Origin of the sequence: Streptomyces sp. NPDC101234 (assembly GCF_044767525.1) — a bacterium.
Lineage (GTDB): Bacteria > Actinomycetota > Actinomycetes > Streptomycetales > Streptomycetaceae > Streptomyces > Streptomyces sasae.
Window position 1 is genome coordinate 76,199 of record NZ_JBIWOA010000042.1, and the last position, 19,704, is coordinate 95,902.

Here is a 19,704-nt window from a genome sequence, read left to right on the forward strand (position 1 = left end):
GGGGTCAGGCCCACTTGGCGGTGAGGACGTTGATGCCCGGGTAGGGCTGGGCCCTTATGCCGGTGAGCCTGCGCGGGTCCCAGGCGGTGATCAGCTCGTTGTGGACCACCGGGTAGAGGACCGCCTGTTCGGCGACGATGTCGATGCAGTCCTGGATCATCGTCTTCTTCTTGTCCGGGTCCGGTTCGCGGGTGGCCGCGTCCATGTCCTTGAAGAGCCGCTTCGCGACCGGGTCGCCGGTCCAGCGGGCGTAGCCCATCCAGAGGTTCTCGGGGCCGTAGTTGTAGTGCATGATCAGGTCGGCGTCGAGGCCGAACTGGTTGGGGTTCGAGACCGCGGCGACGACCTGGTAGTCCTGTTTCTGGTCCATCTTGGTGAACACGGCCGTGGTCTCCTGCGGGGACAGGGTCGTCGGTACGCCGATCGCGTCCCAGGACGACTTGATGGTGGGCAGGCAGTCGACGAGCCAGCTCACGTTGACGGCGAGGATGTCGATGCGCAGCCCGCTGACTCCGGCGGCCTTCAGGAGCGCCTTCGCCTTGTCCGGGTCGTAGTCGTAGACCGTCTTCGCCCTGCGGTAGGTGGGGTTGGTCTCGTTCAGGAACGAACTCGCCGGTTTTCCATGGCCCTTGAGGGCGACCTCGACGATCTTCGCTTTGTCGATGGCGTGGTGCAGGGCCTGCCGGACCCGGACGTCGTCGAAGGGCCTGTGCCGGGTGTTGAACATCAGGAACGCGTTGTTCATCCCGGCACCGCCGCCGACCGACAGTCCGCCCTGTTCGAGGCGGGGGATGTTGGCGTACGGGATGTTGTCGGAGATCTGGGCGCCCGCGTCGACCCCGGAGATCCGCGCCACGCGCGAGGCCGCGTCGACGATCGTCAGCCAGTTCATGCGCTCGAAGGCGGGCCTGCGGGGGCCGTTGTAGCGGTCGTGGGCGGCGAAGGTGGTGTTCGACTTCGGGTGGTGGCCGGTCTGCCGGTACGGTCCCGAGCCGACCGCGAGTCCCCTGATCGCGTCGTCCCAGGCGCCGGGCCGGGAGAACACGTGCGCCGGCATGATCTTGGCGAGGGTGAGGCGGGCGATGCCGTCCGGGAAGGGGAACCTGAGGACCAGGTCGACGGTCCGGGCGTCGACCTTCCGGGCCTCCTTCAGCCAGCTCGCGAAGAAGCCCTGGGCGAGGGTCCGGGTGTGCGGGTCGAGGATCCGGTCGAAGACGAAGACGACGTCGTCGGCGGTGACCGGCTTCCCGTCGTGGAAGGTGGCCCCCTGGCGCAGGGTGAACCGCCAGGTGGTCGCGCTCGGATCGGCGGGCAGCCGGGTGGCCAGCGCCGGGTAGGGGGCGCGGGTGATCGGGTCGGTGTCGGCGAGGCCCTCGTAGATGTGGTTGTTGGCGGCCATCGCGAACGCGGACGCGGTCTGGGTCGGGTCCCAGCTGCCGTCGTTGCCGTAGCCGATCACGGCCGTCAGGGTGCGGCCGGAGCCGCTGCCGCCGAGGTCGATCGTGGACTTGGGGCCGCAGGCCGTCAGCGAGGTCAGTGATGCCAGCGAGGCGGCCGCGCCCAGCGCGCCGGTGCGGGTCAGGAACGTCCTGCGGCCGTGGGTCGCCTCGTCGCGCACGGTGCCTCCAGCGTGGGGGAACGGAGACGTCGGACGTCCTGTGTTAGCGCGACCATAAGAGGGGGTTCAGGGACGGTCAAGGCAAGGCGCGCGAATGGCGTAAACCGTCAGAGGTCGGACCAATGGCGCCTCGCACGGCACGAGAGTTGGCGCCGACCACGGGGGCGTCTTTGGGAAATACGGCCGTCGCGGAACTCATGCAGGATCCGGAAGCCGAGTGCTCCCCTTCCCGAGGAAGGGGAGCACTGGCTCAGGCCGCCTCCCGGAGCAGCGCTCCGGGAGGTCCTACGCCCTCGACACCGGCCGGGTTCGGACCAGCCCGGACGAGCATCACGCGCGCGGAGTTCTTGCCCCTGGGGAACACTGCCCTGCGCAGGGAGCTAGGGCAGCGTCTTCTCGTACTGCGTGTCCTGGTCGGAGTCGTAGACGAGCTTGCCCGTCGCGTCGTAGCCCTTGAGGTGCGGGGCCTTGGTGACCTGACGGTGCAGGGTGCCGGTGGCGACGAACCAGCCGTGGTCGAGGACCACCTCGCCCGTGCCGCCGCCGTAGGAGGCGGTCATCCTGGCCACCGAGCCGCGGTAGCCGCCGATGATTCCCCACCTGAACGGCAGTTTCCAGTTGCCCTTGTCGATGAACGACTGCTGGTACAGCTTGCCGCTGTTCATGTCCGGGACCACGGGCTGCTTCGAGCCGTCGTAGGGGTCCCCCGCGCTGGTGTTCAGCCCGGAGGCCTCGCCGCCCTTGACGGTGCAGATCAGCCGGACCGGCGTCGGCTTCTCGCGCACCGCGACCACGAAGTAGCCGTCGCCGGGGGTGTTGGAGTCGCCGGTGCTCTTCATCGCGAGGATGATCCGGTACCCGGCGGGGTCGCCCAGGTCCAGGTGGGCCGGGTCCTTGGCAGGCCGGTTCGCCTTGTTGTGGTCGAGGCACCTGCCGAGTCCGCCGGCGGCCTGTTCGAAGGTGATCCCGTCGAGGAGCTGGTGCGCGGACGCGGGCCGGGCGGGCCCGGACGGGGTGACCGACGGGGTCGGTGCCGGCGTCGGGCGCGCGCTGGCGTGCACGGAGGGGCTCGGCCCGGCCGGGCTGGTCGTGGTGCCGCCTCCCATCGCGTACGCGCCGACCGGTACCGCCGCCAGGGCCGCCAGCGCCGCCCCGCCCACCGCGAGACGCCGCCGCCGCTCCAGCACGCCCCGCCGGCGGATCTCCGGGTACGGCACCGGCGACGGCCGGATCGCCGACGCGTCCCCCGCCAGCAGTACCCTGACCCGGGCTTCGAAGTCCGGCTCGGCTCCCGTGTCCCGCTGCTCCCCGCTCACCTGGTGCCTCCCTGTCCGGGCCCCGCGTGGCTCATGGCCTGGGCGAGCCCCGGAAACGTACGCAACTTCGCCAGGCCCTTGGAGGCCTGGCTCTTGACCGTGCCCGGGGAGCAGCCGAGCACGTCGGCGACCTCCGCCTCGGACAGGTCCTCCCAGTACCGCAGCACCACCACCGCGCGCTGCTTGGGCGGCAGTCCCGCCAGGGCGGCGAGCAGTGTGCCGCGCTCGTCGGCCCGGGTCACGGCGTCGTCGTACCCCGCGCGCTCCGGCGGTGCGGCGGTCAGCGCCTCCGGGACCCGGCGCTTGCGGAACCGGTCGCTGTTGCAGCTGACCAGCATGCGGCGGACGTACGCCTCCGGGTGGTCGGCCCGTGAGACGCGGCGCCACGACCGGTACGCCTTGGCCAGCGCGGTCTGTGTGAGATCCTCCGCGTGGTGCGGGTCGCCGGTGAGCAGATAGGCGGTCCGTACGAGATGGGTCCACCTCGCTCTGACGAATTCCTGGAACTGGGCCTCTAGTTCGGCCTGCATCGGCCACCCCCTCGCCCTCCAGACCACCGGTCGCCCGGGTTCGGTTGCCCGGCCGTGCGGAAGTTGCCTCAGGGAGCGGGGAGGCGCCGGAACTCGATCGTGTCGTACGCCGTCTTCGTCCCCGTCTCGTACAGCACCCCCACCGTGTTCGCGTCCACCTGCACCAGGTCCGAGTAGGCCGCCTTGAGGTCGGAGAGGGTGCGGAGTCTGTCGAAGGTGATCCCCTCATCCGTGCTGGTCCACAGGGCCATGGCCTTGCGGGCGGTCGGGACGGACGGGCCCGAGAAGAGCAACGGGGCCTCGGATCCCTGGAGTTGGAGGGTGGAGCCCTCGACCACGGGGACCTCGCCGAGTGTCGGCTGGACGGTGTAGACGGCGTCCAGGGTCTCGCCGCCGTCGCTCGACCAGGCGTCGAGGCGGTTGCCGGGGCTGGAGCCGTCCTGGTCGCGGGCGTTGAAGTAGAGGCGGCCGTCGGGGAGTTGGGCGGCGGTCGTCTCGTTGGCGTTGTCGTGGCCGGTGTAGGAGTCGTCGACGAAGCCGAGGTGCCAGCTGCGGCCGCCGTCGTCACTGTAGATCGCGTGCCCGCCGTAGTACTTGGCCTCGCGCCCGGTGTCGGAGGAGCCGGGACGCGGGACGCCGGAGTGGTCGCAGGCCACGACCAGGCGGCCGCGGTGCGGTCCCCGGGTGAGCGCGACGGCATGGCCGGGACCGGTGGCGTACCAGCGCCAGCCTGCGGGTTTCACCTGGGCCGTGATCTCGTGCGGTTTCGTGAAGTGGCGGCCGTCGTCCTGGCTGCGCTGTACGAACACCCGGCGGCTCTGCTCCTTGGCGACCTGGCCGCGCATGATCTGCGACTCGCTCACCGAGCCGTCGTTGTACGAGGTCACCAGGACGACCTGGCCGCTGCGCGGGTCCACCACCGGCGCCGGGTTGCCCCGGGTGTCCCCCTTGCCGTCGGCCACCACCTGGAGCGGGCCCCATCTGCAGCCGCCGTCGGTGGAACGTCTCAGCACGACGTCGATGTCACCGCTGTCCCCGGTGGTGCTGTGCCGGCCCTCGGCGAAGGCCAGCAGGGTGCCGCGCCGGGTGCGGACGACGGCCGGGATGCGGTACTGGGCGTAACCGCCCTCGCCGGAGACATAGGGCACGGAGGACTCGCAGCCGGCCGCCGCCCAGGCCTTGGGCTCGACCGCGAACGCGCCGAGAATCAGGGCGGCGGTCACGGAGATCCGGCTCAGGCGGGTCACAGGAGAGACATGGCTCACTCTTCCATGATTCTCCAGGCCGCCCGCACCGCATTCCTGCAACAGCCGAACGGGTCACAGACTCTGGCGCACCGTCAGTTCCGCCGGCGCGTCAGGACGGTGTGCGGGCCGCCGCCAGCAGTCGGCTCACGTCGTCGGCGCAGATGGTCAGGGCCGCGCCGACCGTACCGAGGGCCTCGCGTTCGGCGTTGGTGTAGGGGCCGTCGGCGAGCGCGATCCGGGCGGCCTGGAGGAGCAGGGACTCGCGGCCGGCGGGGGCGAGGTGCGGGGCCAGCGGGTCGAGTGCCTCGTGCAGCTCTATGGCGAGGCTCGCACCGCCCGGCTGCTCGAACACCCGGCCGGTGTCGGCGGCGAGCGCGTCGACGAGGGCGCCGAGCTGTTCCTCCGTGGTGTCCTCGAAGCCGGCCGCTCGGACCGTGACCGCCGCGGCCTCCAGGGACGTGCGCGCACAGGTGCCGCCGGCCGCGAGGACGGCGAGGGCGACGGTGTGCACGGCGTCGCGGAGCATCGCCGAGAAGCGGGTGGTGGTGGGGTGGTCGAGGACGTCGGTGCCGTAGTGGTGGCGGCAGGCGGCGCACTCCACGACCGGCCCGGTGGTGCCGCGCGGCAGCACGGGCAGGCCGAGCAGGGTGAAGCGGCGGCGGCCGGTGAGCCGCTGGTAGTTGCGGTCGCCTCCGCAGCCGGGGCAGAAGAACTGGCCGTCGCCGACGGGCGTCCATGCGGTGCGGGTGCCCAGGATGCGGGCAGGCCCGGTGGTCCGGCCGTCTCGTCCCCGTACTGGCAGCACGTCGCACCTCCGTAACGCCGTGGCAACATCGCCACCGCTGGCGTGATGTTAGCCACATGGAGGACGTGCAGTCAGTACCGCGTACGAGACCTTTCCGTGATCTTCATGGCCGGATGGCCGGGAAACGACGGGGCCTGATCACCGTAATCGGTGATCAGGCCCCTTGAACCGCCGGTCAGAGGGGTTATCGTGCCGCGCGGTTGACGGCGGAGACGACCGCCTTCAGCGACGCACGCGTCGTGTTCGCGTCGATGCCGATTCCCCAGAGGATCTTGCCGTCGATCGCGCATTCGATGTAGGAGGCGGCCTGCGCGGAGGCACCCTCGCTCATCGTGTGCTCCTGGTAGTCCAGGAGGCGTACGTCGATGCCCAGGCTCTGCAGCGCGTCGAAGAAGGCGGAGATCGGGCCGTTGCCGGAGCCGGTCAGGACGGTGTCCTCGCCGTCGACGGTCGCCTCGACGGTGAGGGTGTCCACGCCGTCGGTGTCGGTGGTCGACTGACCCGTCTTCACCTGGACGCGGCCCCATGCGTTGTCCGGGTTCGGCAGGTACTCGTCCTGGAAGACCGCCCAGATGTCCGAGCCGGTGACCTCGCCGCCCTCGGCGTCCGTCTTGGCCTGGATGAGCTTGGAGAACTCGATCTGCATCCGGCGCGGCAGGTCCAGCTTGTGGTCGTTCTTCAGGACGTAGGCGATACCGCCCTTGCCGGACTGCGAGTTGACCCGGATGACCGCCTCGTAGGAGCGGCCGACGTCCTTCGGGTCGATCGGCAGGTACGGCACCGCCCACTCGATGTCGTCGACGGTGACGCCCTTCGCGGCCGCGTCGGCCTCCATGGCGTCGAAGCCCTTCTTGATGGCGTCCTGGTGGGAGCCGGAGAAGGACGTGTAGACCAGGTCGCCCACGTACGGGTGGCGCGGGTGGACCTCCATCTGGTTGCAGTACTCCCACGTACGACGGATCTCGTCGATGTCGGAGAAGTCGATCTGCGGGTCGACGCCCTGCGAGAACAGGTTCATGCCCAGGGTGACCAGGTCGACGTTGCCGGTGCGCTCGCCCTGCCCGAACAGGCAGCCCTCGACGCGGTCGGCGCCGGCCATCAGCGCCAGCTCGGCGGCGGCGACGGCGGTACCGCGGTCGTTGTGCGGGTGGACCGACAGGACGACGTGCTCGCGGCGGGTGAGGTTGCGGCCCATCCACTCGAAGCGGTCGGCGTGCGTGGAGGGGGTCGAACGCTCCACCGTGGCGGGCAGGTTGAGGATGATCTCGCGGCCCGGACCCGGCTGGTAGACGTCCATGACCGCCTCGCAGACCTCCAGCGCGAAGTCCAGCTCGGTGTCGGTGAAGATCTCCGGGCTGTACTGGTAGCCGAACTCGGTCTCGGGACCCAGCAGCTTCTCGGCGTACTCCATCACCAGGCGGGTGCCGTCGACGGCGATCTGCTTGATGTCGTCCTTGGAGCCGCGGAAGACCACCCGGCGGAAGACCGGCGCGGTGGCGTTGTACAGGTGGACGGTGGCCCGCTTGGCGCCCTTCAGCGACTCGACGGTCCGCTCGATCAGGTCCTCGCGGGCCTGGGTCAGTACGGAGATCGTCACGTCGTCCGGGATCGCGCCCTCTTCCTCGATGATCGAGCGCACGAAGTCGAAGTCGGTCTGGCCGGAGGCGGGGAAGCCGACCTCGATCTCCTTGTAGCCCATCTTGACCAGCTGGTCGAACATCCGGCGCTTGCGCTCGGGCGACATCGGGTCGATCAGGGCCTGGTTGCCGTCGCGCAGGTCGGTGGAGAGCCAGCGGGGGGCTTCGGTGATCCGCTTGCCCGGCCAGGTGCGGTCCGGGATGTCGACCTGCTCGTAGCGGCCGTACTTGTGGATCGGCATGGTGCTGGGCTGCTGGCGGTTCGCCATGATTGCGGGGCTCCTAGTGGGTGTCCGGAAGGACGGCCGACGACGCAACGCGAAGCTCCGCGGGGAGGGAGTCGACCTGGACTACAGGCCCTCGCCGCGGCAGCTAAGAAGAAGCAGCCCGAAACGCATGATGCGAAGCATGTTAGCCGAGGCCCTTCGGAGGCGGGGCGCCGTATCAGTATGCGGGACCACCGATCGAAATAGGACAAAACGTGCGCCATACCACTCTCCCTCACAGAGGGTGGCCAATTGTCACGGTATTTCACCAATCATGGTTGCGGGTAGTGACACTGGCGTGACTCAGTGCGATGGTGCGGTGCATGACGACCAACGGGGGCTTTGAGCCCGTCTCCTGCACGCCCGTCTTCTGCGGGATCGTGCCGCCGCACATCCTCGACCACCTGGCCCAGCACGAGGACCAGGCGCTCTCCGACGCCGCGCTGCGCACCCTGCAGCACGACTCCGCCGCCCGCACCCGCCGCCGTGTCACCGCGGTCCGCACCGTGGCCGCCGTCGTCGCGACCCCGGCCACCCCCGACAGCACCCCGCACCGCACGATCTACGACGCCGGGCACGGCACCGACCTGCCCGGCACCGAGGTCCGCGCGGAGGGCTCCGAGCCCGGCCAGGACGCCACCGTCAACCGCGCCTACGCCGGCCTCGGCGCCACCTTCGAGCTGTATCTGAAGGCGTACGAGCGCAACTCCATCGACGGCGCCGGACTGCCGCTGAACGCGAGCGTGCACTACGACGTCAACTACGACAACGCCTTCTGGAACGGCGATCAGATGGTGTTCGGCGACGGCGACGGCGTGATCTTCACCGACTTCACCAGCTCCGTCGACGTCATCGGCCACGAGCTCACCCACGGCGTCACCCAGTACACCGCCAACCTGGAGTACTACGGCCAGTCCGGCGCCCTCAACGAGTCGGTCTCCGATGTCTTCGGCTCGCTGATCAAGCAGTACTCCCTCGGCCAGACCGCCGACCAGGCCGACTGGCTGATCGGCGAGGGCCTGCTCGCCCCGGGCGTCCACGGGGTCGCCCTGCGCTCCATGAGGGCCCCGGGCACGGCGTACGACGACCCCCGCCTCGGCAAGGACCCGCAGCCCGCGACCATGGCGGACTACGTGAAGACCAACCGGGACAACGGCGGTGTGCACATCAACTCCGGCATCCCCAACCACGCCTTCTACCTGCTGGCCACCGCCCTCGGCGGCAACGCGTGGGAGAAGGCCGGGCAGATCTGGTACGACGTGCTCACCGGCGGCGAACTGAAGACGGCCGCGAAGTTCACGGACTTCGCGAAGCTCACGGTGGCCGCGGCCAAGGCCCGCTACAGCGAGGGCGAGGAGACCGAGGCGGTCCTCAAGGCCTGGTCCCAGGTGGGGGTGCACACGGCCTGATCCTGTACTAGACAGGGACCCATGCGTATTCAGGTGAGGCGCACGGGCGGGTTCGCGGGCATCGAGCGCCGGGCCGAGGTGGACACCTCGGGCCGGCCCGACGCCCCCGAGTGGCAGGCCCTGGCCGAGCACGCGCTCGCGGCCGGCCGGGGCTCCCCGCCGCCCGGGGTGCCGGACGGCTTCGCGTACGAGATCACGGTGGACGGGCGGACGGTGTACGCGGCCGACCCGCGGCTGACCGACGAGCAACGCGAACTGATCTCGAAGGTGTTGAAAGAAGGCGCGTAACGGGTAGTTCCCGTCCGGGCGTTGACTTCTGTTACCAGGGGTAAGGATGATCCCGGCCATGGCGACTGACGCGGTCCATCCGATACCCCCGCTGCCCCCCTTGCCTCGGTTCCCCGACGGTTTCCTCTGGGGTGTGTCGACCTCGGCCCACCAGATCGAGGGCGCGGCCGACGAGCGCGAGCCGTCCGTGTGGGACCTGTTCGAGGCGGAACCGGGCCGGATCAAGGACGGCTCGACGGCGGCGGTCGCCTGCGACCACGTCCACCGCCACGCCGAGGACGTGGCGCTGCTGGCCGGCCTCGGCGTGGACGCGTACCGCTTCTCGATCTCCTGGCCGAGGGTGCGCTCGACGGGCGGCCTGGACTTCTACGACCGTCTGGTGGACGAGCTGTGCGCGGCCGGCGTACGGCCGGTCCCGACCCTCTTCCACTGGGACCTGCCGGTCACGGAGGACTGGCTGGAGCGGGACACGGCGTCCCGTTTCGCGGACCACGTCGCCACGGTCGCGGACCGGCTCGGCGACCGCGTCCAGAAGTGGATCACCCTCAACGAGCCCGCCGAACACACCCTGTTCGGCCACGCGCTGGGCGCCCACGCCCCCGGCAAGCAGCTGATGTTCGACGCGCTCCCGGTCGCCCACCACCAGCTCCTCGCCCACGGCCTGGCCGTACGGGCGCTGCGCGCGGCCGGCGCCGGCGACATCGGCATCGCCAACTCCCACGGCCCGACCTGGCCGGCCTCGCAGGAGCCGCCGGACCTGGAGGCGGCCGCCTTCTACGACCTCCTCCTCAACCGCCTGTTCGCCGAGCCGGTCCTGCTCGGCGAATACCCGGACGGCATGGGTGACTTGATGCCCGGAGACGTCGCCTCGGACCTGAAGGTGATCGCCGAACCGCTGGACTGGTACGGCATCAACTACTACTCCCCCACCAAGGTGGGCGCCCCGCAGGGCACCGAGATCGAGTTCGGCGGGCTCACCCTCCCCGCCGAACTCCCCTTCTCCGTCCAGGACATCGAGGGCGTCCCGGTGACTGACTTCGGCTGGCCGGTGGTCCCCGAGGGCCTCACCGAACTCCTCACCGGCTTCCGCGACCGCTACGGCGACCGGCTCCCGCCGATCGTCATCACCGAGAACGGCTGCTCGTACGAGGGCGTCGACGACCAGGACCGTATCGCCTACCTGGACGGCCACATCCGGGCGCTGCACAAGGCGGTCGAGGCCGGGGTGGACGTGCGCGGCTACTTCGTCTGGTCGCTGCTCGACAACTTCGAGTGGGCGGAGGGGTACGAGCGCCGCTTCGGCCTGGTCCACGTCGACTACGCGACCCAGAAGCGGACACCCAAGTCGTCGTACGACTGGTTCCGGGACGTGCTGCGGGCACAGAGATGACGACGACACGCGAACCGGCCGGAGAGCCGGCCGCCCTGGCGGAACCGGTCGAGAAGGTCGGCCGCGGCTGGACGTCGGCGCTCTCCCTCGCCAACGGGGCGATCTGGGTGGGCTGGTACGGCCCGCTGCAGATCCTCCTGGCCTCCCAGGCCAAGGACTTCGCGCCCGGCTCCGGGATGTCGAAGGAGACGATGCTGGCGTGGGTGACGGGCGTCGGCGCGGTGGTGTCGCTGGCGGCGAACCCGGTCTTCGGCGCGCTGTCGGACCGTACGACGTCCCGGTGGGGCCGCCGTACGCCGTGGATCGTCGCCGGCACGGCGGGCGGGGCGCTGTCCCTGCTGCTCCTCGCGGGCGCCGACGGCATGTGGACGATGATGCTGGGCTGGGCCCTGGTCCAGCTGACCCTGAACGCGGCCTTCGCGGCGGTGACGGCGGCGGTGCCGGACCGGGTGCCGAGGTTCCAACGGGGTTCGGTGGGCGGCTGGCTGGGTGCCGCGCAGATCCTCGGTGTGGTCGGCGGCACGGGCCTGGCGACGGCCGCCGGGGGCGTCGGGGCGGGCTATGTGGCCTGCGCGGTGTTCACGGCGCTGGGCGTGCTCCCGTACGTCCTGCGCCACCCGGACCTGCGCCTGACCCCGAAGGACCGGCCGCCGTGGTCCTGGCGGGCCTTCCTCGCGGGCTTCTGGCTGAGCCCGCGCCACTACCCGGACCTGGGCTGGGCCTGGCTGACCCGCTTCCTGATCAACCTGAGCAATTCACTGGTGCTGCTGTATCTGCTCTATTACCTCCGCGACCGCCTCCACCACCACGACCCCGACCAGGGCGTGCTGATCCTGACGGCCATAAACGGGCTGACGCTGATGGCGACGGTCGTGGTCGGCGGGGTGTGGTCGGACCGGGTGGGCCGCCGCAAGCCGTTCGTGGTCTGGTCGGGGATGCTGATGGCGGCGGCGACGGCGCTGCTGGCGGCGTGGCAGACCTGGCCGGGGGCGATCGCCGCGTCGGCCTTCCTGGGCATCGGCTTCGGCGTGTTCACCTCGGTCGACTTCGCCCTGATGACGGACGTCCTGCCGAAGGCCCTGGACCGCGGCAAGGACCTCGGCGTCATCAACGTGGCCAACGCCCTGCCGCAGGTCGCGGCGCCCGCCCTCGCCGCGCCGATCGTGACGTACCTGGGCGGCTACCGGGTGCTCTACCTGGTGGCGGCGGTGATCGGACTGGCGGGGGCGGGTCTTGTGGGGCGGATCAGAGGGGTCGACTGAACGGTTCCGGCGACGGCAGCGCGCCTTCGGGGCGCTGGGGGTCCCCCCGGCCGAAGGCTGGGGGAGGAACTGCGCGACCAGCCACGAGGGCGCCGCAGTCGACCGACGGCACATCGCGGCCTACAGGGCGCCCGCGTCCCAGGCCGTCCAGGCGCTCGGGTAGATCGGCCGGAAACCGAGATCCCGGCGGATCTTCCCGTTCGACATGATCCCGTACCAGGGGTCGTGGTCGGTACGGGTGGACAGGTCCTCGGGCGGCTCGACGCCGGCCAGCCGGTACAGCTCCACGGTCGTGACGGGCGCGTCGTCGGCGATGTTGTAGACCGGGCCGTTCACCGCGGGGGCGTACAGCAGCCGCATCAGCCCCTGTCCGACGTCGGCGTGGTGAGCCATCTGGAGCCGCTGGGCGGGGGCCCAGTGCGCGGCCCAGGGCATCGCGTTCGCGATGTGCGGGTCCCCTTCGCCGTAGACGAAGGGCAGCCGCCCGATCCGTACCTCCATGCCACCCTCCAGCGCGAGCAACTCGCGCTCGGCGGCCGCCTTGGACTCCGGGTAGGCGCCCCACATCTCCCCGCCGGGCCGGCTCTCGTCGTCCTCGGTGAGCGGGCGGCCGCGTCCGGTGCCGTACACGTTCCCGGTGCTGACCTGCACGAACCGCCGCACCCCGGCGCAGACCGCAGCCTTCCCCAAGGCCACCGCCGCGTCCCGGTTGACGGCCCAGGCCTCGTCGTCGGGCACCCCGCGGAAAGAGGCGGCCACGTTCACCACCGCGTCCGCTCCCGCGACGGCCTTGCCGAGCGCCTCCTCGTCCCGCAGGTCCCCGACGACGACCTCGGCCCCCAGCCCGGCGAACGGCTCCCCGCGGGCCGCGTCCCGCACGAGGACCCTCACCCTCTCGTCGGACCGGGCCTGCGCGAGCAGCCGCGGTACGAACCGCCGCCCGACCTGTCCCGTCGTACCGGTGACAAAAGTGATCACGACCGTCTCCTTCGCTCTGGTGCCACCACCCTCGCCGCCGCCCGGTACGACCGGGAGAGACCTCCCGATCAGGGGATCGGCACTCCCTGGATAACCCGGACGGCCCGCGCCACCCTGGAGAGGTGAACCGCCCCGAACTCGCCGACTTCCTGCGCCACGCCCGCACCCGCCTGGACCCCGCCGACGTGGGCCTGGCGCCCGGCGCCCGGCGGCGCACCCCCGGGCTGCGGCGCGAGGAGGTGGCATCGCTGGCCGGTATGTCAGCCGACTACTACACGCGCCTCGAACAGTCCCGGGGCCCGCGCCCGTCCCGTCAGATGCTGACGGCGCTGGCCCGCGCGCTGCGCCTGACGGAGGACGAACGGGACCACCTGTTCCACCTGGCCGGCGAGGAGCCCCCGCGCCGGGAGGCGACGAGCACCCATGTCCGCCCCGGCCTCCTCCTGGTCCTGGACCGGCTGCACGACACCCCGGCACTGGTGACGACGGACTGCGGCGAGGTCCTGGCCCAGAACGCGCTGTCGCGTGCGCTCAGCGGCGACGTCCTGGCCCGGCCGCCGCGTGAGCGCAACCTGGTCCGCCGCTTCTTCCTGGACCCGGCCGCCCGCGACCTCTTCCCGGCACAGGACCGGCCGCAACGGGCCCGCGAACAGGTCGCGAACCTGCGCGCGGTGGCGGCCACCCGCCCCACCGACCCGGTCCCCGCCGCCCTGGTCGCCGAACTCCTGCCAGGAAGCGAGGAGTTCGCCCGCCTCTGGTCCGAACACGAGGTGGCGGTACGCCGCGCGTCCACGAAACGCTTCCTGCACCCGTCCGTCGGCCTCCTGGAACTGGACTGCGAGGTCCTCCTCAACGCCGACACCCATCAGCACCTCGTCATCCACACGGCCCGCCCGGGCACGGAGTCGTACGAACGCCTGCAGCTGCTACGGGTGGTGGGGTTGCAGGACATGGCCCCGAGCCGCTCCTGAGGCCTCGGGTACCTTTGCCGGGACGCACGCGCAATGAGTGAAGAACGGCAACGGGGGTTGCGGGGACATGGCGTGCTATCGACCGGCGGCGACGCCGCGGGCCGGCCGCTGAGCCGTACCACCCCCACGGGGGCGACCAGCACCTGGGAGTACGACGGTCGCGGCGACCGCGCCCGCACGCACACGGCGGGCCGGACCCTCGCATACGCCCACGACCCGATGGGACGCCGGATCGCCAAGGAGCGACTGGGCGCGGACGAAACCACGGTGGTGGAGCGGACCGACTTCACCTGGGACGGCACCACGCTGTGCGAACAGCTCACGGCCGACGGGGCGCAGCCACATTCCGTGGCGGTCACCTGGGAACACGCCGGAGTACGCCCGATCGGCCAGGCCGAGCGTCTGCTCACCGCCTCGCACGAGGAGATCGACGCGCGGTTCTTCGCCATCGTCACCGATCTCGCCGGTGCTCCCACCGAACTCGTCGACGAGGAGGGCCGGCTCGCCTGGCAGGCACGCAGCACACTCTGGGGAGTGACCGCATGGAGCGGCGGCAGCGACGCGTACACGGCGCTGCGATTCCCGGGGCAGTACTACGACCCCGAGAGCGGACTGCACTACAACTTCCACCGCTACTACGACCCCGAGACGGCCCGGTACATCTCCCCCGACCCGCTCGGACTCGGCCCGGCGCCCAACCCGTTCCTCTACTTCCTCGACCCGCTGCTCTCCGCGGACCCGTACGGCCTCTACGAGATCGGAAAGCCGGACGCCGCGAGCCAGGCCGGCAATCTGCCGCTGATCGCGGACAAGATCGCGGCGCACGGTGACATCAAGAAGCGCGGCATCCCGGGGGTCGACGACCTCGACGTGCCGGAGCACCTGGAGGACATGATGACCGGGTCCCCGGGTCTGCGGATGCGCAGCACTCCGTCGGGGATCCCCCGCTTCGCCTGGTGGGACGATGCCACCGGAACGATGCTGATCCGCGAGGGCGACAAGGGCACGTTCATGCAGCCCGACGGTGGCTACGACTACTTCCTGAAGCAGTTGAAGGAGTGAATGGGCAGTGAGTGACGTGTTCTCGTCCGCTCCGCAGAGCAGGGCCGTATGGGAGGCGCTGCCGGAGCCGGTGCTGGAGTCGGTCGGGCGGTGTGACGCGGAGCGGCTGGAGGTGGAGCGGGCGCGGGTCGCGCCGCATCTGCGGGAGCGGATCGTGAAGCCCGTGTACTCGGTCGCGGACCGCTTCGCGTCCTGGGAACGCCTGGTGCGCCGGATGGAGACCGGCCGGCCGGAAGGCGACGACTTCTATCCGATCAGCGCCTACGGCAATGATCTCGACTCCAGGGACAGTCTGGACGAGGTGATGAACACCCTGCCCGCGGCGGCACGTGAAGGCACCCTCGGCACACTGCTGGCCGACCTGGACGCCCGCTTCGACGCGGCGAGCGTCCCCGACCCGGCGGGGTCGCTGCGCCCCTGGGTACGGCCGACGAAGGAGCACGCGCAGCTTCCCGGTCGGTGGTGCCGCAGGCCGCTGCGCACTCCTTGGGACGCCTGAGAGGCTCTCGGGCAGATCATGACCGGTTTCGATCTCGCGGACGCCTCGGCACCCTGGGTGGTCCTCGTGCCGCATGGATCCGCCGAGGTCCGAAGGCAGTTGTCGCGACTCGTGGCCGGCGGAGGCCTGCTCCATCGCCTCCCCGCGGACGGGCTGACGACCGCACAGGACGTCTTCCGCACCTTCGCCGCGACCCTCCGGTTCCCCGGCTGCTTCGGCAGGAACCGGGACGCCCTGGTGGACTGTCTGGGCGACCTGTGCGGGGAGGTCACGGGTGGTGGGGCGGGGATGGCCGGTGTCGTCCGGGGCGCGGACCGGCTGCCGGCGGCGGACCACTTCCCCCTCTTCGTGTCGGTCCTCTGCCAGGGAGCCGACCGGGCCGCGCAGGCGGGTGTGGCCGAGCACTTCGTCCTGGAGTTCCGGGAGTTCGACCGCGAGAGCATCGCCTCGCGCATCGAGCAGCCGGACCTGTCCGTGACGACGGGGGACGGTTTCGTCGCGGCCGCGCTCGATCCCGATGTGTGGAACTGAGACCGGACGCGGACCGGACGCCTCTAGAAGCCCAGCCGCCGCAGCTGCTTCGGGTCGCGCTGCCAGTCCTTCGCCACCTTCACGTGCAGGTCCAGGAAGACCGGTGTGCCGAGCAGCGCCTCGATCTGCTTGCGGCTCTTGATGCCGACCTCCTTCAGGCGCGTGCCCTTGGGGCCGATGACGATGCCCTTCTGGCTGGGGCGCTCGATGTACAGGTTGGCGTGGATGTCCAGGAGGGGCTTGTCGGCGGGGCGGTCCTCGCGCGGGAGCATCTCCTCGACGACGACCGCGATGGAGTGCGGGAGCTCGTCGCGGACGCCTTCGAGGGCCGCCTCGCGGATCAGTTCCGCGATCATGACCTGCTCGGGCTCGTCGGTGAGGTCGCCCTCCGGGTAGAGGGCCGGGCCCTCCGGCAGGAGCGGGACGAGCAGGTCGGCCAGCAGGCTCACCTGCTTGTCGCCGACCGCCGACACCGGGACGATCTCAGCCCACTCGAAGCCCAGCTCCTTGCCGAGCTGGTCGATCGCGATCAGCTGCTCGGCGAGGGTCTTGGAGTCGACGAGGTCGGTCTTGGTGACGACGGCGACCTTCGGCGTCTTCCTGATCCCCGCGAGTTCCTTCGCGATGAAACGGTCACCGGGGCCGATCTTCTCGTTCGCCGGCAGACAGAAGCCGATCACGTCGACCTCGGCCCAGGTGGTGCGCACCACGTCGTTCAGCCGCTCGCCGAGCAGCGTGCGCGGTTTGTGCAGGCCAGGCGTGTCCACGAGGATCAGCTGGGCGTCCTCCCGGTGCACGATCCCCCGGACCGTGTGCCGCGTGGTCTGCGGCTGGTTCGCGGTGATCGCAACCTTCTGCCCGACCAGAGCGTTCGTGAGGGTGGACTTGCCCGCGTTGGGGCGCCCGACGAAACAGGCGAAGCCCGCCCGGTGGACGGTCTCCGACGGTTCCGACGGCTCGGTTGACTGGCTGCGAACGCTCATGGCCCCCATTCTCCCTGATCCACGAGGCCCCGCCGCACCGTGAGATTTCGGTAACCCCAAGGCAACGAAACGTCACGGAAACACACTCGTACGGAATCGGAAACGGGAAACCGTGACCCTCTGACGAGCCCCCATGACGTTGGAGACGCCCGTGATCCTCACCGCCGCGAACGCCGCCGCGCACGCCGACACCGGTGACACCGCCTGGCTGCTCGCCGCCACCGCCCTGGTCCTGCTGATGACCCCCGGGCTGGCCCTGTTCTACGGCGGAATGGTCCGCACGAAGAGCGTCCTCAACATGCTGATGATGAGCTTCGTGTCGATCGCGTTGGTCACGGTGGTGTGGCTGGCGGGCGGCTACTCGCTCGCCTTCGGGACGGACACCGGCGCCGGACTGATCGGCGACCTCGCACAGGCGGGCATGCACGGCCTCGGCCCTGACAGCGTCCAGGGCACCGTCCCGACCCTGCTCTTCGCCACCTTCCAGCTCACCTTCGCGATCGTCACCGCCGCGCTGATCAGCGGCGCGATCGCGGACCGGGCGAAGTTCGGGGCCTGGCTGGTGTTCGTGCCGGTGTGGGTGCTGCTCGTATACGTTCCTGTCGCGCACTGGGTGTGGGGTCCCGGTGGCTGGATCCTGCACCACCTCGGCGCCCTGGACTTCGCCGGCGGACTGCCCGTCGAGATCACCTCCGGCGCCTCCGGGCTGGCGCTGTGCCTGGTGCTCGGCCCGCGCCTCGGTTTCAAGAAGGACGCGATGCGTCCGCACAACCTCCCGATGGTCGTCCTGGGCGCCGGTCTGCTCTGGTTCGGCTGGTTCGGCTTCAACGCCGGCTCGGCGATGGGCGCCAACGGCCTGGCCGCCGCCGTCTTCCTGAACACCCTCGCCGCCGGCTGCACCGGCCTGCTGGGCTGGCTCTTCGTCGAGCAGAAGCGCGACGGCCACCCCACCACCCTGGGTGCCGCCTCCGGTGCGGTCGCGGGCCTGGTCGCGATCACCCCGTCCTGCGGCTCGGTCTCCCTGCTCGGCGCCCTGGTCGTGGGCCTCGCCGCGGGCGCGGTCTGCTCGTACGCCGTGAGCTGGAAGTTCAAGCTGAACTACGACGACTCGCTCGACGTCGTCGGCGTCCACCTGGTCGGCGGTGTCATCGGCACCCTGCTCATCGGCCTGTTCGCGGAGAAGGCCATGACCGGCTCCGCCGAGGGCCTCTTCTACGGCGGCGGGCTCGCCCAGCTCGGCAAGCAGACGGTGGCGGTCGTGGTCGTCGCGGTGTACGCCTTCGCCGTGACGTACGGCATCGGCAAGCTGATCGACAGGACGCTGGGCTTCCGGGCGGACGAGGACCAGGAGCACACCGGCCTGGACCTTACGGTGCACGCCGAGACGGCTTACGATCACGGGGTCCTGGGCCATGGCGCCCCGGTCAGCTCCTCCGCCGTCCCCTCCGCCCAGAAGGTCAAGAGCCAGGCATGAAGCTCATCACCGCGATCGTCAAGCCCTACCGCCTCGACGCGGTGAAGACCGCTCTGCAGGAGATCGGGGTGCACGGCCTGACCGTGACCGAGGCCAGCGGCTACGGCCGGCAGCGCGGCCACACCGAGGTGTACCGCGGCGCCGAGTACCAGGTCGACCTGGTCCCCAAGGTCCGGATCGAGATCGTCGTCGAGGACGCGGACTCCGAGGCCGTGATCGACACGATCGTCAAGGCCGCGCAGACGGGGAAGATCGGGGACGGGAAGGTGTGGGCGCTGCCGGTGGAGACGGTCGTACGGGTGCGGACGGGCGAACGCGGCCCCGACGCGCTCTGAGGGCCCTGCCCAGCGACGGCAGGCCGCGGCCCCGGCGCGTCCTGGCGAACAGCGCGCCGCCGGCCACTCCGGCGACGAAGGCCAGCGCCACCACCAGCCACGGCAGCGCGAGGAACGACGCGCTCGCCGACTCCTTGGTGCCGGTCGCGCTGGCCGTCAGCGTCACGTCCCCCCAGTCGAGTTGGGGTGCGCCCCGCCAGGGCGCGGTGAGCCGGACACTCTCCCCCGGCAGCAGTTCGGAGGGGACGCCGGTGAGGGTGCGGCTGAGCAGCGTCCGCCCGAAGAGCCCCTCCGCACGCAGTCGCACCTTCGGGTCGAGGGTCACGTTCCCGGTGTTGTGCAGGGTGTAGGAGACGGTGGCGGTGCTGTTGCCGAGGCCGGGCACCCAGGGCTGGTGGTGGCTGATGTGCACATGCTCGACGGCGATGGCCGGGAGCGTCGGCCCGCTCACCCGCAGATAGACCCGGGCGCCGACGGCCCGCTGCACACCGAGCGCCAGGGACCCGGCCCCCGGATCGACCTTCTCGTCCAGCGCGACGATCGCCCCGGGATGGTCACCGGGTTCGGCCCCCTGGGGCACATGCAGGGTGAAGGGAACCGTCACCGTCTTGTGCGGGGGCACGGTGACCCGCGCCTTCGCGACCTTCGCCCAGGCCCCCACCCCCCGCATCCGCTCCTTCACCGTCCGGACGGCGAAGCCACCGTCCCGTGCGGTGTTGTAGGCGTCGGCCGCGTACAGCCGGAAGGTCAGCGGGGTGCCGGTCTTGTTGGCGACGGCCACCTTGTCGGTGATCGTCTGCCCGGGGTCGAGGGAGAGATAGAAGTACGGCCGCGCCGCGATCTTCGAGGCGACCGGGTAGACGGACCAGCTGCCGTTGTCGGCGGCGCGCGCGGGGGACGCCGTGAGGAGGGCGCCGAGGAGCAGGCTCAGGAGGAGGACATACGGCTTGGCGCGACGACGCATGGGTGCGGACCCCCGGTCGGAAGCGGGCGGAAACGGTCGTGGGGGGGGGGGGGGGGGGGGCCCCCCCCCCCCCCCCGCCCCCCCCCCGGCCCCCACCCCGCGGGCGGGGGGCGGGCCCGCCCCCCCCCCCCCGCGCGGA

The 19,704-nt window shown here is 70.9% G+C and carries 19 protein-coding genes; 10 read left to right on the forward strand and 9 right to left on the reverse strand.

Features of this window, described 5'->3' with window-relative positions; translation table 11 throughout:
- Positions 1 to 4 precede the first annotated feature (4 nt).
- The 6 genes from ACIRR9_RS46805 to leuA form a co-directional block, all read right to left on the reverse strand.
- Entirely contained in the window at positions 5 to 1,618 is a 1,614-nt protein-coding gene (locus tag ACIRR9_RS46805) for an ABC transporter substrate-binding protein (RefSeq protein WP_403765308.1), read from the reverse strand.
- A gap of 380 nt (positions 1,619 to 1,998) precedes the next feature.
- A complete protein-coding gene (locus ACIRR9_RS46810; RefSeq protein ID WP_403765310.1) occupies positions 1,999 to 2,934 on the reverse strand; it encodes a hypothetical protein in 936 nt (311 codons plus the stop codon).
- On the reverse strand, positions 2,931 to 3,464 hold the full coding sequence (locus tag ACIRR9_RS46815) for a SigE family RNA polymerase sigma factor (RefSeq protein ID WP_123977091.1): 534 nt from the start codon (positions 3,462 to 3,464) through the stop codon (positions 2,931 to 2,933). Before ACIRR9_RS46815 ends, ACIRR9_RS46810 begins: the two co-directional genes overlap by 4 nt.
- A 68-nt stretch (positions 3,465 to 3,532) precedes the next feature.
- Positions 3,533 to 4,711 (reverse strand): exo-alpha-sialidase, encoded by a 1,179-nt coding sequence (locus ACIRR9_RS46820; RefSeq protein ID WP_403765337.1) that lies wholly within the window; start codon positions 4,709 to 4,711, stop codon positions 3,533 to 3,535.
- 109 nt (positions 4,712 to 4,820) lie between these two features.
- On the reverse strand, positions 4,821 to 5,516 hold the full coding sequence (locus ACIRR9_RS46825) for a TerB family tellurite resistance protein (RefSeq protein WP_365351300.1): 696 nt from the start codon (positions 5,514 to 5,516) through the stop codon (positions 4,821 to 4,823).
- Positions 5,517 to 5,700: 184 nt separating this feature from the next.
- Complete coding sequence (gene leuA / locus ACIRR9_RS46830; RefSeq protein ID WP_403765313.1) at positions 5,701 to 7,422, reverse strand: 2-isopropylmalate synthase; 1,722 nt, start codon at positions 7,420 to 7,422, stop codon at positions 5,701 to 5,703.
- Positions 7,423 to 7,742: 320 nt separating this feature from the next.
- Between leuA and ACIRR9_RS46835 the strand changes: the two genes are divergently transcribed.
- From ACIRR9_RS46835 to ACIRR9_RS46850, 4 genes are read left to right on the forward strand one after another with little or no spacing between them, the layout of a single operon-like run.
- A complete protein-coding gene (locus ACIRR9_RS46835; protein ID WP_403765315.1) occupies positions 7,743 to 8,828 on the forward strand; it encodes a M4 family metallopeptidase in 1,086 nt (361 codons plus the stop codon).
- A 21-nt stretch (positions 8,829 to 8,849) separates the two neighbouring features.
- Positions 8,850 to 9,116, forward strand: coding sequence for a protealysin inhibitor emfourin (locus ACIRR9_RS46840; protein ID WP_123977087.1), 267 nt, complete (start codon positions 8,850 to 8,852; stop codon positions 9,114 to 9,116).
- A gap of 58 nt (positions 9,117 to 9,174) precedes the next feature.
- Complete coding sequence (locus tag ACIRR9_RS46845; protein ID WP_403765318.1) at positions 9,175 to 10,506, forward strand: GH1 family beta-glucosidase; 1,332 nt, start codon at positions 9,175 to 9,177, stop codon at positions 10,504 to 10,506.
- On the forward strand, positions 10,503 to 11,768 hold the full coding sequence (locus tag ACIRR9_RS46850; RefSeq protein WP_403765320.1) for an MFS transporter: 1,266 nt from the start codon (positions 10,503 to 10,505) through the stop codon (positions 11,766 to 11,768). The genes ACIRR9_RS46845 and ACIRR9_RS46850 overlap by 4 nt, the downstream gene beginning before the upstream one ends.
- A 120-nt stretch (positions 11,769 to 11,888) precedes the next feature.
- Here ACIRR9_RS46850 and ACIRR9_RS46855 read toward each other — a convergent pair whose 3' ends face one another.
- Complete coding sequence (locus ACIRR9_RS46855) at positions 11,889 to 12,746, reverse strand: NAD-dependent epimerase/dehydratase family protein (protein ID WP_403765322.1); 858 nt, start codon at positions 12,744 to 12,746, stop codon at positions 11,889 to 11,891.
- 122 nt (positions 12,747 to 12,868) lie between these two features.
- Here ACIRR9_RS46855 and ACIRR9_RS46860 point away from each other — a divergent pair, with 122 nt between their 5' ends.
- The 4 genes from ACIRR9_RS46860 to ACIRR9_RS46875 all read left to right on the forward strand — a co-directional run bounded on the left by ACIRR9_RS46860 (position 12,869) and on the right by ACIRR9_RS46875 (position 15,809).
- Positions 12,869 to 13,717: a helix-turn-helix transcriptional regulator gene (locus ACIRR9_RS46860; protein ID WP_403765324.1), complete on the forward strand. Its 849-nt coding sequence runs from the start codon at positions 12,869 to 12,871 to the stop codon at positions 13,715 to 13,717.
- Positions 13,718 to 13,789: 72 nt separating this feature from the next.
- Complete coding sequence (locus ACIRR9_RS46865) at positions 13,790 to 14,779, forward strand: RHS repeat-associated core domain-containing protein (protein ID WP_403765326.1); 990 nt, start codon at positions 13,790 to 13,792, stop codon at positions 14,777 to 14,779.
- Positions 14,780 to 14,786: 7 nt separating this feature from the next.
- On the forward strand, positions 14,787 to 15,278 hold the full coding sequence (locus tag ACIRR9_RS46870; protein ID WP_403765328.1) for a hypothetical protein: 492 nt from the start codon (positions 14,787 to 14,789) through the stop codon (positions 15,276 to 15,278).
- Positions 15,279 to 15,296: 18 nt separating this feature from the next.
- Positions 15,297 to 15,809, forward strand: coding sequence for a barstar family protein (locus ACIRR9_RS46875; protein ID WP_403765330.1), 513 nt, complete (start codon positions 15,297 to 15,299; stop codon positions 15,807 to 15,809).
- Between the two features lie 23 nt (positions 15,810 to 15,832).
- Here the strand turns inward: ACIRR9_RS46875 and era are convergent, their stop codons facing one another.
- Positions 15,833 to 16,792, reverse strand: coding sequence for a GTPase Era (era, locus tag ACIRR9_RS46880; RefSeq protein ID WP_365351308.1), 960 nt, complete (start codon positions 16,790 to 16,792; stop codon positions 15,833 to 15,835).
- A gap of 133 nt (positions 16,793 to 16,925) precedes the next feature.
- On the opposite strand from era, the gene ACIRR9_RS46885 reads away from it, so the two are divergent.
- Positions 16,926 to 18,266, forward strand: a complete 1,341-nt coding sequence (locus ACIRR9_RS46885; protein ID WP_403765333.1) for an ammonium transporter — start codon at positions 16,926 to 16,928, stop codon at positions 18,264 to 18,266.
- Positions 18,263 to 18,601 carry a P-II family nitrogen regulator gene (locus ACIRR9_RS46890; protein ID WP_365351311.1) on the forward strand — a complete coding sequence of 113 codons (339 nt, stop codon included), beginning with the start codon at positions 18,263 to 18,265 and terminating at the stop codon, positions 18,599 to 18,601. The genes ACIRR9_RS46885 and ACIRR9_RS46890 overlap by 4 nt, the downstream gene beginning before the upstream one ends.
- On the opposite strand, the gene ACIRR9_RS46895 is transcribed toward ACIRR9_RS46890, so the two are convergent.
- A complete protein-coding gene (locus tag ACIRR9_RS46895) occupies positions 18,495 to 19,565 on the reverse strand; it encodes a WxL protein peptidoglycan domain-containing protein (protein WP_403765335.1) in 1,071 nt (356 codons plus the stop codon). The two genes, ACIRR9_RS46890 and ACIRR9_RS46895, sit on opposite strands and share 107 nt — an antisense overlap.
- Positions 19,566 to 19,704: the final 139 nt, after the last annotated feature.

Excerpts from the sequence above, each read along its gene's own strand:
- ACIRR9_RS46815 (WP_123977091.1), bottom strand. The coding sequence starts at position 3,464 with ATGCAGGCCGAACTAGAGGCCCAGTTCCAGGAATTCGTCAGAGCGAGG.
- ACIRR9_RS46885 (WP_403765333.1), top strand. The coding sequence starts at position 16,926 with ATGACGTTGGAGACGCCCGTGATCCTCACCGCCGCGAACGCCGCCGCG.
- ACIRR9_RS46890 (WP_365351311.1), top strand. The coding sequence starts at position 18,263 with ATGAAGCTCATCACCGCGATCGTCAAGCCCTACCGCCTCGACGCGGTG.
- era (WP_365351308.1), bottom strand. The coding sequence starts at position 16,792 with ATGAGCGTTCGCAGCCAGTCAACCGAGCCGTCGGAACCGTCGGAGACC.
- ACIRR9_RS46845 (WP_403765318.1), top strand. The coding sequence starts at position 9,175 with ATGGCGACTGACGCGGTCCATCCGATACCCCCGCTGCCCCCCTTGCCT.
- ACIRR9_RS46895 (WP_403765335.1), bottom strand. The coding sequence starts at position 19,565 with ATGCGTCGTCGCGCCAAGCCGTATGTCCTCCTCCTGAGCCTGCTCCTC.
- ACIRR9_RS46850 (WP_403765320.1), top strand. The coding sequence starts at position 10,503 with ATGACGACGACACGCGAACCGGCCGGAGAGCCGGCCGCCCTGGCGGAA.
- ACIRR9_RS46840 (WP_123977087.1), top strand. The coding sequence starts at position 8,850 with ATGCGTATTCAGGTGAGGCGCACGGGCGGGTTCGCGGGCATCGAGCGC.
- ACIRR9_RS46835 (WP_403765315.1), top strand. The coding sequence starts at position 7,743 with ATGACGACCAACGGGGGCTTTGAGCCCGTCTCCTGCACGCCCGTCTTC.
- ACIRR9_RS46875 (WP_403765330.1), top strand. The coding sequence starts at position 15,297 with ATGACCGGTTTCGATCTCGCGGACGCCTCGGCACCCTGGGTGGTCCTC.
- leuA (WP_403765313.1), bottom strand. The coding sequence starts at position 7,422 with ATGGCGAACCGCCAGCAGCCCAGCACCATGCCGATCCACAAGTACGGC.